At 64.0% G+C, this 13329-nt stretch carries 13 protein-coding genes; 5 read left to right on the top strand and 8 right to left on the bottom strand.

Annotated features, from left to right (window positions below; translation table 11 throughout):
• Positions 1 to 129: 129 nt before the first annotated feature.
• A complete protein-coding gene (locus FHS54_RS15455) occupies positions 130 to 1380 on the bottom strand; it encodes a CaiB/BaiF CoA transferase family protein (RefSeq protein ID WP_341785987.1) in 1251 nt (416 codons plus the stop codon).
• Positions 1377 to 2177: a crotonase/enoyl-CoA hydratase family protein gene (locus FHS54_RS15450; RefSeq protein ID WP_167305028.1), complete on the bottom strand. Its 801-nt coding sequence runs from the start codon at positions 2175 to 2177 to the stop codon at positions 1377 to 1379. The genes FHS54_RS15455 and FHS54_RS15450 overlap by 4 nt, the downstream gene beginning before the upstream one ends.
• Positions 2178 to 2294: 117 nt before the next feature.
• Here FHS54_RS15450 and FHS54_RS15445 point away from each other — a divergent pair, with 117 nt between their 5' ends.
• From FHS54_RS15445 to FHS54_RS15430, 4 genes are all read left to right on the top strand, one after another.
• A complete protein-coding gene (locus FHS54_RS15445; protein ID WP_167305027.1) occupies positions 2295 to 3167 on the top strand; it encodes a LysR substrate-binding domain-containing protein in 873 nt (290 codons plus the stop codon).
• 89 nt (positions 3168 to 3256) lie between these two features.
• Positions 3257 to 4411, top strand: a complete 1155-nt coding sequence (locus FHS54_RS15440; RefSeq protein ID WP_167305026.1) for an acyl-CoA dehydrogenase family protein — start codon at positions 3257 to 3259, stop codon at positions 4409 to 4411.
• A gap of 8 nt (positions 4412 to 4419) precedes the next feature.
• A complete protein-coding gene (locus FHS54_RS15435; RefSeq protein WP_243855797.1) occupies positions 4420 to 5346 on the top strand; it encodes an acyl-CoA dehydrogenase family protein in 927 nt (308 codons plus the stop codon).
• Between the two features lie 162 nt (positions 5347 to 5508).
• The gene (locus tag FHS54_RS15430; RefSeq protein WP_167305025.1) at positions 5509 to 6234 is read left to right on the top strand and encodes a TetR/AcrR family transcriptional regulator C-terminal domain-containing protein; all 726 of its coding nucleotides are present in this window, start codon (positions 5509 to 5511) and stop codon (positions 6232 to 6234) included.
• A 64-nt stretch (positions 6235 to 6298) separates the two neighbouring features.
• Here FHS54_RS15430 and FHS54_RS15425 read toward each other — a convergent pair whose 3' ends face one another.
• The 5 genes from FHS54_RS15425 to FHS54_RS15405 all read right to left on the bottom strand — a co-directional run bounded on the left by FHS54_RS15425 (position 6299) and on the right by FHS54_RS15405 (position 11747).
• Positions 6299 to 7108 carry a class I SAM-dependent methyltransferase gene (locus tag FHS54_RS15425; protein ID WP_167305024.1) on the bottom strand — a complete coding sequence of 270 codons (810 nt, stop codon included), beginning with the start codon at positions 7106 to 7108 and terminating at the stop codon, positions 6299 to 6301.
• 33 nt (positions 7109 to 7141) lie between these two features.
• A complete protein-coding gene (locus tag FHS54_RS15420; protein ID WP_167305023.1) occupies positions 7142 to 9166 on the bottom strand; it encodes an elongation factor G in 2025 nt (674 codons plus the stop codon).
• A 138-nt stretch (positions 9167 to 9304) separates the two neighbouring features.
• Positions 9305 to 11071, bottom strand: a complete 1767-nt coding sequence (locus tag FHS54_RS15415; protein WP_167305022.1) for an SLC13 family permease — start codon at positions 11069 to 11071, stop codon at positions 9305 to 9307.
• Between the two features lie 87 nt (positions 11072 to 11158).
• Positions 11159 to 11371 carry a hypothetical protein gene (locus FHS54_RS15410; RefSeq protein ID WP_167304511.1) on the bottom strand — a complete coding sequence of 71 codons (213 nt, stop codon included), beginning with the start codon at positions 11369 to 11371 and terminating at the stop codon, positions 11159 to 11161.
• On the bottom strand, positions 11364 to 11747 hold the full coding sequence (locus FHS54_RS15405) for a hypothetical protein (protein ID WP_167305021.1): 384 nt from the start codon (positions 11745 to 11747) through the stop codon (positions 11364 to 11366). The genes FHS54_RS15410 and FHS54_RS15405 overlap by 8 nt, the downstream gene beginning before the upstream one ends.
• A gap of 100 nt (positions 11748 to 11847) precedes the next feature.
• On the opposite strand from FHS54_RS15405, the gene FHS54_RS15400 reads away from it, so the two are divergent.
• The gene (locus FHS54_RS15400) at positions 11848 to 12378 is read left to right on the top strand and encodes a hypothetical protein (RefSeq protein WP_167305020.1); all 531 of its coding nucleotides are present in this window, start codon (positions 11848 to 11850) and stop codon (positions 12376 to 12378) included.
• Here FHS54_RS15400 and FHS54_RS15395 read toward each other — a convergent pair.
• Complete coding sequence (locus FHS54_RS15395; protein ID WP_167305019.1) at positions 12330 to 13268, bottom strand: LysR family transcriptional regulator; 939 nt, start codon at positions 13266 to 13268, stop codon at positions 12330 to 12332. The two genes, FHS54_RS15400 and FHS54_RS15395, sit on opposite strands and share 49 nt — an antisense overlap.
• Between the last annotated feature and the right edge of the window lie 61 nt (positions 13269 to 13329).

Below are 13329 nucleotides of genomic sequence, written 5' to 3'. Positions count from 1 at the left end.
GGGCCAGCGCAACGTCAGCGCAATGCCCAAGGTCAGCGCCAGACGCTCGCTCCGCTCGCGCCTACCCCTAACCCTTCAAACGAGTCACGTGCCTCGTTTGAACGCCTGCGGGAGGGGGAGCAAGGTTCCTCAATGCAGCTTCTCCGCGACAACCCCTGCTTCTACAAGCTCTGCAATCGCCGCCTCATCAATGCCCAGCACGTCCGACAACACCGAACGCGTATCCTCGCCCGAACGGGGCGGGGCATGGCGGTAATCGGCGGGCGTCTTGGAAAATTTGCCGGGATAGCCCAGCACCTTCACCACAGTCCCGTCGGACCGCACCATTTCGCGGATCACGCCGCGCGCTTCGATTTGCGGGTCGGCCAATATATGGGGGATGTCGTTCACCCGTCCGCCGGGCAATTTGGCCGCTTCCATGGCCGCGATCAGGTCGTCGGACGTCCATTTGGCGATGGCGGGCCGCATTTCATCCTGCAAGGCATGGCGGTTGGGCGACCGCCCGCCATTATCCTTGAACCGCGGATCGTCGGGCAGGTCAGGCCGCCCGATCAGCTCGCAAAAGCTGCGGAACTGCCGGTCATTGCCCAGCGCCACCAATATGTCGCCGTCGGAACAGGAAAAATCCTGATAGGGAACGGTATTGGGGTGCTCGTTGCCCAAACGGCGCGGGATCATCCCGCCATTCATGTAATTGCTTGCCTGATTGGCGAGCAGCGCGACCTGCGTGTCCAGCAACGCCATGTCGATCTGCTGGCCTTCGCCGGTGCGGTCCCGATGGGCCAGCGCCGCCAGGATGGAAATGGTCGAATATAGCCCCGTCACCAGATCGCTGATCGGAATGCCGACCTTGATCGGCCCGCCGCCCGCTTCATCGTCCGGGCGTCCGGTGATCGACATCAGGCCGCTCATCCCCTGGATCAGGAAGTCGTATCCGCCGCGATCCTTGTACGGCCCGTCCTGGCCAAATCCGGTGATCGAACAATAGATGATCTTTGGATTGATCGCCGACAGGGTCGCGTAATCCAGCCCATATTTGACCAGGCCGCCGACGCGGAAATTTTCCACCACAATATCCACGTCCGCCGCGATCTTGCGGATCAGCTCCGCACCGCGCGGATCGGCCAGGTTGATGGCCGCCGATTTCTTGTTGCGGTTGGCGCACAGATAATAGGCCGCGTCCTTGGACCCGTCGTCCAGAAAGGGAGGCCCCCAGCGGCGCGTGTCGTCGCCCTGGCCGGGCTGTTCGATCTTGATGACGTCCGCGCCCAGATCGCCCAATATCTGCGTGGACCATGGCCCGGCCAGCACGCGGGACAGGTCCAGCACCTTGATCCCGGCGAGGGGGCCGGTGGGCTGCGGTGAAATAGTCTCGCTCACTTGTCGTTGAACTCCGGCGCGCGCTTGCCCAGAAATGCGGCAATCGCTTCATGATGATCTTGCGTATAATGGGCCATCGACTGATAGCTCGCCGCCATTTCCAGCAGCGTGGCCAGCTTCATGTCCGCGCCTTCGCGCATCAGCCGCTTGGCCATGCGGGTGGCGTGACCCGGATTGGCGGCGATCTTCGTCGCCAGTTCCAGCGCCCGGTCCATCAACTTGTCGGCAGGCAGCACCTCCGCGACCAGCCCATATTCCAGCGCGGTCTTCGCATCGATGGCGTCGCCGGTCAGCGTCATGATATTGGCGCGCTGCGGGCCGATCAGGCGCGGCAACAGCCATCCGCCGCCACCGCCGGGGATGATGCCCAGCTTCACATAGCTTTCCGCGACCACCGCCGTGTCGGCCATCAGGCGGATGTCGCACATGCAGCTGATATCCAGCCCCAGGCCGATGGCCGGGCCGTTGATCGCGGCGATCATCGGCACTTCCAGTTCCATCAGGGCCGGGCCGATCATCTGGACGCTGGTGCGATAGCTGTTGCGGATTTCATAGGGCGATCCGCCGAACATGCCCGCCCGGTCCGCCATGTTCTTCACATTGCCGCCTGCGCAGAACGCCTTGCCCTCGCCGGTCAGGACGATGGCCCGCACCGACGTGTCGCGCACCATCTGACGGCAGAAATCGACGATCGCCTCGCTATGCTCGACTTCGGAAATGGCATTGCGTTCGGCGGGGCGGTTGAACCGGGCAATGACGACGGGGCCATCGCGCTCGATGAGCAGAAACGGGTCCAAAGTCGGCTCTCCTGATAATTAGGCCTGAAAAACTGGGTGGGTTTGCGCGGCACGCTAGGCGCTGGCATCTTTTGGCGCTAATATTGATTTCCGCTTTACCGATACACAGGGGCTATCGTGGAACTGCGCCAATTGCGTTACTTCGTCACTCTTGCGGACACCGGCAATTTTCACCGTGCCGCTGAACGGCTCCACATCTCGCAACCGCCGCTGACCGTCGCCATTCGCAAGCTGGAGGCGGAACTGGGCGCGACGCTGTTCGACCGTGGGTCCAGGGGGGTGACGCTGACGCCAGCGGGGCGCAGCTCGCTGGAAATCGCGCGGGCGACGCTGGCGCAGGCGGACCGTTTTCGCGAAGCGGTGCGCGAAGGCGCGGTGGGCGAACGGGGCAGGCTGCGCGTCGGCTTTGTCGGTTCGGCGACCTTCGAACTGCTGCCGCGCCTCATCACCGAATATCGCCGTCGCTATCCCGCCGTGGAACTGGTCCTCGAAGAAGCGACCAGCGCCGAAATCGCGCGAAAACTGGCCGCGACGGAATTGGACGTCGGCCTCGTGCGGCTTCCGCTGCTCCACATCGCGGCGGTCGATACACGCGTGATCGACCCGGACGAACTGCACGCCGCCATCCCCGTCGGCAGTCCCTTCGCCAGCGCCGACAGCGTCGAACTCAGCGCGCTGGCGCAGCAGCCGTTCATCCTGCAAAGCCGCATCAGCGTGCTCCACTCCATCACCCTCACCGCCTGTCAAAAGGCCGGGTTCATGCCCATCGTCGCCCAGGAAGCCGCGCAGTTGAGCGCCGTCCTCGCCCTGGTGCGCTCTGGCCTCGGCGTCGCTTTGGTCCCATCCCGCGCCGCAGGGTCAGTGCCGCAGGGCGTCCGCCTCGTCCGCCTTGCCCAACAGGTGCCCGTGCAGACCGGCGTCGCCCTCCCCCGCGATCGCGCCAGTCCGCTTGCGCAAAACTTCGCTGCCATCGCTTCCGATAGTCAATAAATATCGATCTTCGGACAATCGATATTGGACACTCGCCCCAACAAACGCGATTCAGTCCCCTACTTCATTCATGGTTTGACGAGGCCGGCTTGTTCGAAACACTGACTCTTTCCGCCCTGCCGCCAGAGGACGAAGCAATTCGCCCCGCCCTGCGCGCTCTGATCGCCGAAGCCATCGCCGAACTCCCGGTCCACCGCCGCGCCCGTTCCTGGGTGGGCTTCGACGCCTCCTTCAGCCGGAAACTGGGACAGGCGGGTTATCTCGGCCTGTCGATCCCGCAAAGCTACGGCGGTGCCGACCGCAGTCCCTTCACCCGCTTCGTCGTCGTCGAAGAACTGCTCTCCGCCGGCGCCCCGGTCGCCGCCCACTGGATCGCCGACCGTCAGAGCGGGCCACTGATCCGCCACTTCGGCACAGAGGAACAGCGCCAATTCTACCTCCCCCGCATCTGCAAGGGTGAAGCGCTGTTCTGCATCGGCATGAGCGAACCGGGTTCCGGCTCCGACCTTGCCAGCGTCCGCACCCGCGCCGAACCGCAGGAAGATGGCGGCTGGCTGCTCAACGGGCAAAAGATCTGGACCACCAACGCAACCCACAGCGATTACATGATCGCCCTGGTGCGCACCTCCGGCACCAGCGCCGATCGCCAGCAGGGCCTGTCGCAGCTGATCGTTGACTTGAAACTGCCGGGCATCACCATTCGCCCGATCGTCGACCTGACCGGCGACGCGCATTTCGCCGAAGTCTTCTTCGACAATGTCCGCCTCGCCCCCGACGCGCTGATCGGCGCGGAAGGGCAGGGGTGGAAACAGGTGACCGCCGAACTGGCCTTCGAACGCAGCGGGCCAGAGCGCATCTATTCCTCCGTCGTGCTGATTGACGCCTGGGTCCGTCATCTGGAAGCTGTCGGCCGCAAGGACAGCGCCACCATGCGCCTGGTCGGATCGCTGACCGCACAACTCGCCGTGCTGCGGGAAATGTCGCTCGCCGTCACCGCGCGTCTGGTGGCCGGGGAAAGCCCCGTGGTCGAAGCCTCGTTGATGAAGGATCTTGGCACCGGCTTTGAACAGTCCGTGCCGCAGTTGATCGGCGACGACCTTGCCGCGCACCCGGATGAGCCGGTCGATGCGGAACTCTACCGCACATTGCTGTACGTCACGCACGTCGCGCCCAGCTTCTCGCTGCGCGGCGGTACGCGGGAAATCCTGCGCGGCATCATCGCGCGCGGCTTGGGGCTCAGATAAGGGGACGGATGATGGACATGCAGGAACTGATCGACCCCTTCGCCCGCCTGATAGAGGATCTGTGCACCCCCGCCGCCGTACGCGCGGTGGAAGCGGGCGGCGATGCCAGCGCCATGTGGGATGGCTTTGTGGAATCCGGCTTTCTGGACGCGCTGGTGGCGGAAGATGCGGGCGGTGCGGGTCTCTCGCTCGCCGATGCCGCGCCGCTGATCGCACTGCTTGGCCGCCATGCCGTGCCGCTGCCGGTCGGCGACACGATGATCGCGCGCGCACTTCTGGCGGCTGCCGGAGTCGAAGCGCCCGCCGGGCCGATCGTCATCGCGACGGGGGCAGGAGCGGTCCCGTTCGGGGCTGTCGCCTCGCACATCCTGTCCGGCACGCCCGACGCCCCGATCCTGACTGAAGCGAAGGTGCAGGCGACCGGCGTTCATCACGACGTCGATGCCTATGCGACCGGCCTTGATGGCAAGGCGCTCCGCCCCATTGCCGCCGTGCTGCGTGCGATGCTGATTTCCGGCGCGGCTGGGCGAGTGATGGAAATGACCGTCTCCTACGCCAATGAACGCAGCCAGTTCGGCAAGCCCATCGGCAAGCAGCAGGCGGTGCAACAGCAGCTGTCCGTCCTGGCGGAGCAAGCCGTCGCCGCCCGCATCGCCGCCGCCATCGGCGCACGGTCCGGCCTCGCTCCACGCCTCCCGGACGCCGCTGTCGCCAAGCATGGCACCAGTCTGGCCGCCGCGCAGATCGCCGCCATCGCCCATGCGGTGCACGGCGCGATCGGCATCAGCGAAGAATATGACCTGCAACTGCTGACCCGTCGCCTGCACGGATGGCGGTTGGCCGACGGGTCAGAGGGCTATTGGGCTGGCGTGCTGGGCGAATTGCGCATGGCGCAACCGGGCAAGCCGACAGCGGACTTCCTTCGCGCGGCGTGAGACCGATTACCTTCGACGCCAAGGTTGATACGGAATAATATGGCTATTGCAGGGGCCCGGTGACTGTCCTCACTTGACGGCGGGGCGCGATTGCGGGCAGCGATAGGCGGGAAGAAGCGACCCACGGTCTGGCTATCTCGCGGCGCAGGAGCAGTTATTTCGATGAAAGCGGACGTCCCTCGTCCCTCGCCACGCGGACGGCCCAGGCGGCTGGAACTGGAACAGGTGCTGGAAGCGGCATTGGCCGTGGGCCTGCAGCAGCTGACCATGGCCGCCGTGGCGGAACGGCTCGGCGTGGGAAAGGCCGTCCTGTATGGCTATGTATCGACGCGCGAGGAACTGGTGCAACTCGCCACTGCCTTTGCGTCCCGGCATCATGATTTCCCGGCCGATCGTGGACAGCCATGGCCGACATGGGTCGTCGAATATGCCCGCGCCCTGTTCGAGATGTTGACCATGAAAGGCGAACTACTTGAAACCTGGTTGAGCGGCGGACAATCGCACTTCGTCGAAATCGACGCCGGGGAAATGTGGTTGGCCACCCTTACCAAACGCGGCTTTTCGGGGGAGGAGGCGCTGCAATTGCGTCACGCCGTGTCCCACATGGTAATCGGTGCCGCCGCCGCCGCGAAACGCGACCGGACCATGAGCGATGAAGGAAAGCCGCGCGCCGCCTCTGTGAAAAAAGCGCTCATGAGCCGCGCGCCTGAGGAAGCCCCCCTGGTGCGGCAATTCCTCCCGGCATTTTTGCTCGAAGTGAACGAGCGTAATTGGGAATATGGGCTGTTCATCCTGTTGAAGGGCGTGATCACGGGCCGAGAGGCGGCGGGGCTTGAAAATGACGACACCCGCCGCTCTTTCGAGGAACTGGCATTCCAGGCGGATTAGAGCATTTCCAGTCAGATGGCATCATCCGACGACTTGGATCATGCTCTAATCGCGCGACCCGCCTTTATCGGTCGACCATGACCTTCAAATAAGTGGCGGCTATTTCGCTGTGATTGGCATCGCCGCGATTTTCTCGTTCGAAAAGCTGCGTGAGTTCCGTGTGAAGATCCGCCTCGCGCCCCGTGCTGGCCGCCGCCTCATAGGCATTCATTGTCGGGCCATAATAGCTGCGGAACACATCCAGAAACGCAGATGGCGGGCCGGGGAAGCGGAATGTGTATGTCGCCCGCTCGCACCTTATGTCGTCATCCCGCACGCCAGCAGCGGTGAATCTTTCACGCACACTGTCCTCCACGCCCCAACTGATCGGGCTGACGAATCCTTCGGGCGGCGGCGTGGTGTAGAGCGCGCAGGTCTGCAGGATGCGGGCGATCAGGGTGGGATCACCCGGAATCCAGTTGCCCATGACGATACGGCCACCCCTACGCGTCACGCGCACCATTTCCCGCGCGACGTCGAAGGGGCGGGGCGCGAACATCGCGCCGAACATGCTGACGACCAGGTCGAAGCTATCGTCTGCAATGGCATCCAGTTTGGACGCGTCACCTTCCTGGAACCGGATATTGGTAAGGCCCGCCTCCCGCGCGCGCGCCTGCCCGGCGGCCACAAGGTTGGATGCAATGTCGACCCCCAGCACCTTCGCACCGCGAAATGCGGATGGCAGGGCGGTGGTGCCATCACCGCAACCAAGGTCCAGCACATCCATGCCGGGTTGCACATTCAAACTTTCCACCAGCTCGTCGCCGCTCTCCCGCATGGTTTGCGCCAGGCGCGTGAAATCGCCTTTTTCCCATAAAGCCTTGTTGGGGTTCATCGCTCGCACCTCCTTGAAGGTCGTGTTGAACGGTCAGGCGGTCTGCCGTGCCGCCTGGACAATCGTGCCCGCCAGCTTGGGCGCAACTTCGGCCAGATGGTCGAAATGCGCCTCATAATGGGCCATGCCCTGGCTCATCGACCGGACTTCCGCTTCCAGCCCGTGCAATCCCGCCTCAGGCAGCAGCATTTCGACGACATCCCAGTTCGACCAGCCTTCCAGCGTGGTCAGCCGCAGCACTTGCCCGCGACGGCTGGCCACGAGTGAGGTGATGCGGGACGTCGCGCTTCCCGGCGCGGTGATGGTGACGTGCGCGACCGGCTCCAGCAGATAGGGCGATGCTGCGGCCAGCGCGTCCGCCGTCGCGATCCGCCCTGCCATGCGGAACGCCAGCTCCGAACTGTCCACGCTGTGGAAAGACCCATCGACCAGCGCCGCCGCCACGTCCACCACCGGAAATCCGAGCGGACCTTTCGCCAGCGCGTCCATCATTCCCTTTTCAACGGCGGGTATCCACTGCCGGGGCACGGCCCCGCCAGTGATGCGTTCTTCGAACAAAGTGCCTTCGCCGCGCTCCAATGGCCGGACTTCCAGCACGACGTCACCATATTGGCCATGGCCACCCGACTGTTTCCGGTGGCGACCGCGTTGCGTGACCGGCCTGCGAATGGATTCCCGATAGGCGATGGTTGGACGCTGCACCGACAAAGCGATGCCATAGCGGCGCTTCAGCCGATGGACGGCGACCGCCAGATGCTCCTCGCTCATGCCGTGCAGCAACGCTTCACGCGAAACATCGTCCTGGTCCCAGCGCAGGCCGGGATCTTCCTCGGCCAGGCGATTGAGCGCCATTGACAGCCGGACCTCGTCCTTGTGATCCTTGGCCGCGATGGCGACAGTGCAGTTCGCTACCGGCGGCTGCAGGTGCAAGGGGGCGGCGACTGGCGCGCCCGCCGTGCCAAGTGCGTCGCCCGCCCGGACGGCATCGACCTTAGCGATGCCCAGTATGGAACCGGCTGGAGCGGACGCGATCTTGGTCGCCGATCCGCCCTGAAGCGTGAACAGGCCGCCCACCCGCGTAGGCTGGCCGTCGGCGTCGATCAACTCTCCCCCGTCGGACAGGGGACCGCCGAACAGCCGCGCAATGGCCAGCCGCCCCACTGTCGAGGCATGGGATATCTTGCAGACCTGAACGCAGCTGCCATCCGCGCCGATCCGTGCCGCTGTCTGGCCTGCATGGGGGGTGTCGTGCCGCAGCATCTTGAGCAACCGCCGGATGCCAAGGCCACTGGCGGCTGACCCGAACAGCACCGGCACGATCAGCCCGCCTGCCGTTTCCCTTGCGAGATCGGCGAAGATCGTATCCAGGCTGGGCTGCTCATCGGACAATAGCTGCTCCAGCAGCATGTCGTCATGATCGGCCAACTGTTCCAGCATGTGAAAGCGGGCAGCGACTTCCTCTCTTTCCAGGTCCGGCGCAATCGCAACCGGGGTCGATGCCTTGCCCGGCTCATAGCGGTAGGCCCGTTCGTGGGCGAGATCGACAAAACCCACCACCTTGTCGTCGTTGCGGATCGGGATTTGGCGAGCGACCAGCGCCGCCTTGCTCATGGGGGTGAGTGCGGCCAGCAGCTCTTCAATGCTGCCCCGCGCCTGGTCCATCTTGTTGACGAACAGCGCATGGGGAATGCCTGCCTGCTCCAGTTTCCTCAGCGCCGGTTCGGCCAGGGCGGCGCGGGTGGGGTCGGGATCGACTACGACAATCGCCAGGTCGGCCATATGCAACGCAGCCGCGCCGTCCGCCGAAAAACCGGGCGATCCGGGGACATCGATCAGGGAAAATCCATCCCCCATCCATTCAAAATGCATGATGTTAAGTTCGGTCGAACTGCCGCGTTCCCGTGCTTCGGGGCTTGCGTCGCCGATACTGCTGCCCGCTGCGACCGATCCTTGGCGGGGGATGGCTCCCGCGACGAACAGCATGGCTTCGGCAAGGCTGGTCTTGCCCGCTCCGGCGGGTCCTACGAGCGCGACGGCCCGCACATCGCTGCCGCTCATTCTGGCTCTCCTCCAACTCATCCATCCTTCTGCGGGGATGGCCGCGTGGAGCCGCGATGTTCCTCCTAAATCGCCGTGAAGGCAAGCAGCTCAAAAGGGCGGGGTGAACTATCGGACAGGGTAGTCCTGGCGGGATTTCTACAGCGGCCAGGCCCACAGGATCAGCGGCGTGCCAAGCAGGACGACGAGCAGCGACAGCGGCGCGCCCAGCCGGGCATAATCGCTGAACTTGTATCCGCCCGGTCCCAGGACCAGCGTGTTGCACTGATGTCCGATGGGGGTCAGGAAATCGCATCCCGCTCCAATGGCGGTGGCGATCAGAAAGGCTTCAGGTCGATAGCCCAGGTCATGGGCGAAAACAGCCGCGATCGGGGCCATCACCAGAACGGTCGCGGCGTTGTTGAGGAAAGGCGTCACCGCCATCGCCGCCACCAGGATCAACGCCACCGCGCCCCAGGGCGGCAGGACTGCGGCAATGTGCGAAAGCTGGGTCGCGATGACGTTCGACGCGCCCGTGCTTTGCAGCGATTCGCTGACCGGGATCAGCGCGCCCAGCATGATAAGGATGGGCCATTCGACCGCCTCATAGGCTTCCCGCACCGGCAGCGCGCCCGTGATGATCACGGCCCCGGCAGCCGCGAAAAAGGCGACGGCCACGGGGATAACGCCGGTCGCGGTGGCGGTCATGGCGATGGCCAGGATGGCCAGCGGTAGCCAGCCTTTTTGCGAGAGCCCGAGCCGGATCGACCTCTGCGCCAAAGGCAGAACGCCCAGTTGATGCAGCCGGTTGGGCAACAGGGCGATGGAGCCTTGCAACACCAGCACGTCGCCCGCGCGCAATACCGTCTGCCCCAGCTTGCGCGTCAGCGTCTCGCCCGCGCGCGCCACGCCGATCAGGTTGATGCCGAAGCGTTCGCGCAGCAGCAGGCGGCCCGCCGTGCGGCCGATCAGCGCGGAATCGGTGGTCACCACCGCCTCGATCACGCCAATGTCGTCCGCATCTTCATCCGCTTTGTCATCGGCACCGGTCAGCGCCAGCCTGTCCCGCGCGATCACGCGCTCCAGCGCGTCGGGCGCGCCCCCCAGGATCAGCACATCGCCTTCCTGCAAGTGGACATATGGCTCCACCGCGCCATGCATGTCGCCGCGCAACAGGCCTGTCACCGTGATCTGATGTTCGTGCCGTTCCAGGAAATCCGCGATGCTGTCCCCAATGGCGGGCGACCCTTCCTGCACGGCAGCTTCGGTCACATAGTCGGAAATGTTGAGCGCCTCTCCCATAGTCGGCACGCCCTGCCGGTTCCTGGGAAGCAGGCGGTAACCAAAGCGCAGGAAGATGAGGCCGATCACCAGCAGGCCAAAGCCCGTGGGAAAGAAGTCGAACATGCGGAACGGCTCGCCGGTCATGTCCTCGCGCACACGGCTGACGATGATGTTGGGCGACGTGCCGACCAGCGTCATCAGCCCGCCCAGCAGCGATGCAAACGACATCGGCATCAGGTAGACGGACGGGCTGGCGTCATTCTTCTTCGCCATCTGGATCGCTGCGGGCATCAACATGGCGAGTGCCCCGACATTCTTGATCAGGGCAGAGGCAAAGCCAACCGAAGCGGTCAGGACCAGCAATTGCGAGCTGACCCTGCGAATATGCTGCGAAATGAAGCCGAGCGCGGTTTCGATCGCGCCGGACCGTTGGACCGCCGCCGACAGGACCAGCGCCGACCCGACGATGATGACGATGTCGTCGGAAAAGCCGGTAAAGGCGTCCTTGGGCTTGACTATGCCGACCAGCAGCGCCGCCAGCAGCGCGATTACCGCCGTCACGTCATAACGAAACCGCCCCCAGATGAAGAGGCCCATCATGCCGGCGAGCGTCGCGATGGAAAGCCATTGGGGAATGGTCATGAGACGGCGTGACTGGCGAACATGGCCCGTCCTTTAGCGTGAGGGCGGGGAAAAGGCCAATGGTGAACCGGCAGGGCCGGGGCCAGATCATTCATCCTTGATCGGGTGGAATAGCGCAGCCTTTGCCTTCGCCGGTCGCATCGGCTCGCCCTGCGGCGGCATCGCGCCATCGGGCGGGCGGGACGCCGGATCAGGCGCTCTGTCGCTGGTGTAGATCATCAGTGCGACAAGGATCAGCAGTCCAACCAACATGGCGACGACGAACAGGCAGGACCTGCGCTTGTTGCGAAAATCAGCCACGACGCGCGTCCCGGTGCGGTTGAAAATGATGCCGCCAGAATGTGCCCGCAGGCTCAATACAGGGCACAGCATTTCTGTTCAGAAGGGTGGTTCGCGTCATGATCATGTTCCAGACGGCATAACCAGCCGGAAGCTGAGTGGTGCCATGAATTTCGGCGGCGGCAAAATTTCCCTGAAGTTTCGGAGCGTTCACTTGCTGCCCTTCACACAGGGACGAAGCAGGCGACCCAACAGAAGGTTGAAGTGACACCAATGTCACTTTACCGACTTTCCGCTGGTAAAGTGACATGCGTGATTTTCCGAGAGCTGCGATTTTAAGCAGATGGCCTTTCTCAGCAATGAAGCAGAGGGCCTTTGAGAGGGTGATATCGGACACCTCGCTTATCCTCGTCCGGGTAAAGTGACACGGGTGATTTTTGTGAGCGAAAGGCTCCAGGGGGGATTCACATCGAGTCGCGATGTGCTAGATTCCTGATATGTTCCACCAGCCCGACCTTTTCGACCTGCCGCGTCCCCCCAGGCCGGTTCCCGATTTGCCCGCCATGGTTGAGCGGATTTCCCTGGTTTCGAAGCGGCCCCGATATGCGCTTCTGGTCCTGAACCTGATTGCGAAAGCTGCGGGGACCAACGGCAGCCTTGGCCCCTATGTGCCGGTCGATCGCGACATGGTGCCAGTGCGCGACTGGCTGTGTCAGGCGCTCGCGCCGCTCGCCAACCGGGATTGCCGCCGCCTAGCCATGGTTGAAACCGTGCGGGCGGAACTGGCGCTGGGCAGGCCCGGCGACACCGCTGATGCAGAACGCCGCGTAGAGGAGGAGGTCCAGTCCCGCATCATGCGGTCGGGCCGGACAAACATCAGCCGCGCTGTGTCTGACCTCGTGCGGGCAGGATTATTGCGTCGTCACTATCAGGGCTATCGCATCGACCATGCCAATAGGGGAGCCCAGCGCGAGGCTGTTTACACGGTGACGCCCGAAGTCCGCAGCGCCCTGTCTCGCACCTGTTGATCGGCGTTCCATGACGCGTCGCCGAAGCGGTCCCGCAGGAAGGCGATGAGGGCATCGACGACAAGCGGGCGGAATGCCGCGCGGGGATAGACGGCGTAAACGCCCAGATCGCCGGGACCTTCCCAGCCGTCCAGCACCCGCACCAGCTGCCCCTCCGCCAGCTGCACCCCCACGTCCCAGAGCGACCGAAGGGCGATCCCCACGCCTGAAAGCGCCAGTTCGCGCACAATCTCGCTGGAGTTGGTGCGAACATGGCTGCGCCCTTCAACCAGCTTGCGGGACCGCCCGTTGACCAGCCGCCATGGCAACTGCCCATCCGCCGCCAGCAGGCGATGCCGCGCCAAATCCTCGATCCGCTCTGCTATGCCATGTTCCGCAAGATAGGCGGGACTGGCGCACAATATCCGCCGATTGGGGGCCAGCAACTGCGCGTCCAAACTGGCGGGCACCTCACTCGTGATGCGGATCGCGACATCGACTTGCTCTACCAGCAGATCGACATAGGCATCGGTCAGATTCAGTTCCAGTTCCACATGGGGATAGGCCTTCAGGAAATCGCCGACATGGGCCGCGACATGCAGCCGACCAAAGGACGTCGGCGCGGATATGCGCAGCGGCCCGGATGCGGTGCGCAGACGGTTCGTCACGCGATCTTCCGCTTGCGCAATAGCGTCCAGAATGGCCACGATATCCCCGTGCAACATCGCGCCTTCCTCTGTCAGCGCCAGCCTGCGCGTCGTGCGGTGGACCAGCCTGACGCCCAGCCGCGCCTCCAGCCTGGCAATCCGCTTGGACATCATCGCGGGCGAGATCATCAACATGCGACCCGCCGCCGACAGGCTGCCAACCTCTACCGCCTTGGCGAACAGTTCATAGTCGGGGTCCATCATTCATCTTTTCTCCACAGGAGAATATTCTTATCCATTTTGTCGTCTAGTGCGATGGTGGCCG

This window comes from Sphingobium vermicomposti, from assembly GCF_011762025.1.
GTDB classification, from domain to species: domain Bacteria; phylum Pseudomonadota; class Alphaproteobacteria; order Sphingomonadales; family Sphingomonadaceae; genus Sphingobium; species Sphingobium vermicomposti.
The sequence above is the reverse complement of the archived record's forward strand: the minus strand, read 5'-3'. Positions and strand labels throughout refer to the sequence as shown.